The organism is Legionella qingyii, assembly GCF_003184185.1.
Map to the genome: position 1 here is coordinate 1 of NZ_QHJG01000077.1, position 1,046 is coordinate 1,046.

Here is a 1,046-nt window from a genome sequence, read left to right on the forward strand (position 1 = left end):
GAAATCGCATTAACTTTAAGCCAGGGAAATTACAACCGCATTTTTGTGAAAAATGACAAAATCATGGAAGCGGTGTTTCCTGAAAAGGCGATGGCTATTAAACGTGATGAGCAGGATGGATCAGTTTATATCATGTTGGCAGCTACTAATCCGTTTACCTTGTTTTTGACTACCGAAGCAGGTCGTCACTTTTCGGTAACTTTAAATAGCGAAGAGTCATTAGGTAAAACAATTGAACTCATTCCACAGCAGCCACTACCTGTAAGAGTAACTACTCGTCAAACGAAAACTAGTCCGGTAGCTGGGACTCATGAAGCTATTCCAGAAGCAATTCTTGCAATGCTTACCCATATGGAACATCACAAACCTTTTACTGATGTGGTTGTAACGCATCAATTTGGCAAAGCCCAGCGCTGGGAAAGAGGTCTAACACTTTTACCTAAAGAGTCGTGGGATGGAAGGTTGCTTAAAGGTGAAACTATTGAACTTTACAATGGAGGTAAGGAGCCTTTAGAGTTATCTCAAGAATGGTTTGCAAAGAAGGATACTCTAGCGATTAAATTTTCTAAGCCCACAATTAATCCTCGCGAGCGTGCCATGCTTTACCGTGTTGCAGGAGTGGATCATGGCTAATTGGCAACTCAATACAATGGTTAAAAGCCGCCAACTCCGTACATTAATCATGGTGGGAAGTGGAGTTTTGCTTATCCTGGCAATCATGATTGTATTGCTTATAGATGGTCGTCCTAAAAAAACTCCTTCCATACAAAAACCAGTAGATATAACTGGAATTGTTGATGAATCGTTTACAGAGGCTGCAGCCGATAATGCACTAACTGCCCAACAATCTGAACTCGAATCACTCAAAAAGCAAATTAGTGAATTGACTCTCACTATGAAAAAGATGGGTGAGGATCATGAGAAGCAATTAAGCACTCAAAAAGAAGAATTGACCGCACAAATAAGCACGATGGTTTTGGCAAATCAGGAAAAATCAAGTGCTTCTGAGAAAGTACCTAATACATCTAATGAGTTAAAGGAAGTAC

1 protein-coding gene and 1 pseudogene are annotated in these 1,046 nt (G+C 40.2%); both read left to right on the forward strand.

Going from position 1 to position 1,046, the window contains the following annotated elements:
• Window positions 1–633 (forward strand): type-F conjugative transfer system secretin TraK (traK, locus tag DGG96_RS20465; protein WP_110144304.1); only part of this gene is annotated, 633 nt, incomplete at its 5' end.
• Window positions 626–1,046 (forward strand): annotated as a pseudogene (locus DGG96_RS20470) (TrbI/VirB10 family protein); the annotation flags it as partial. The gene traK and the pseudogene DGG96_RS20470, both read left to right, overlap by 8 nt.